Source organism: Nocardiopsis xinjiangensis YIM 90004, assembly GCF_000341145.1.
Taxonomy (GTDB): domain Bacteria; phylum Actinomycetota; class Actinomycetes; order Streptosporangiales; family Streptosporangiaceae; genus Nocardiopsis; species Nocardiopsis xinjiangensis.
The window spans coordinates 1-858 of sequence record NZ_ANBE01000082.1 but is presented as its reverse complement, the minus strand read 5'-3'; the positions used below and the strand labels follow the sequence as shown (position 1 = coordinate 858).

Genomic DNA, 858 nt, shown 5'->3' with positions numbered 1-858 from the left:
CCTGGCCCAGCACCTGGCCCAGGACGGCTACCGCATCGTGGAGGCCCCCACCCCCTCAACCAAACGCCTGCGGGGCCGGGGCAAGACCGACACGCTGGACGCGCTCACCGCGGCCAGATCGACCCTGGTCACGAAGATGGAGCACCTGCGCGATCGCCGGTCCGGGCAGCTGCACGCCGCGCTGGGAGTGCTCACCACCGCACGCGAGCAGATGAGGACCGACAAGGTGCGCTCGGTCAACGCCCTGACCGCCCTGCTACGCACCCACGCCCTGGGCCTGGATGCCCGCAAAGCACTCACCACGGCCCAGATCAAGACCGTGGCCGCCTGGCGCCCACGCCAGGAAGAGTTGGGCGCGGCCACGGCCCGGGCCCAGGCGGTGCGCTACGCCCAGCGCATCGGCCAGCTCGACCAGGAGCTCAAGGACAACCAGCAGCGTCTGAGCGCCCTGGTGTCCGAGCAAGCCCCGGCCTTGTTGGAGATGTTCGGGGTCGGCCCGGCCACGGCCGCGACCGTCCTGACAGTGTGGTCCCACACGGGCCGGATCCGTTCCGAGGGCGCCTTTGCCCAGATCGCGGGCGCGTGCCCGATCCCGGCTTCCTCGGGCAACACGATCCGGCACCGGCTCAACCGGGGCGGGGATCGCCAGCTCAACCAGGCCCTGCACACCATCGTGCTCACCCGCATGAGTAAGGACCAGGCCACCCGTGACTACGTCCAGCGGCGCATCGCCCAGGGGCGCACCAAGCGCGAGATTATGCGCTGCCTCAAGCGCTACGTGAGCCGACAGATCTATCGCACCCTCGCAGCGGACCCACCGGTCGCACTCGCTGCTTGACAAACATAGAAGCATCCCTG

At 69.7% G+C, this 858-nt stretch carries 1 protein-coding gene; it reads left to right on the top strand.

Annotated features, from left to right (window positions below; genetic code table 11):
* Positions 1-838 (top strand): transposase (locus D473_RS0123790; RefSeq protein ID WP_017611538.1); only part of this gene is annotated, 838 nt, incomplete at its 5' end.
* Positions 839-858 lie beyond the last annotated feature (20 nt).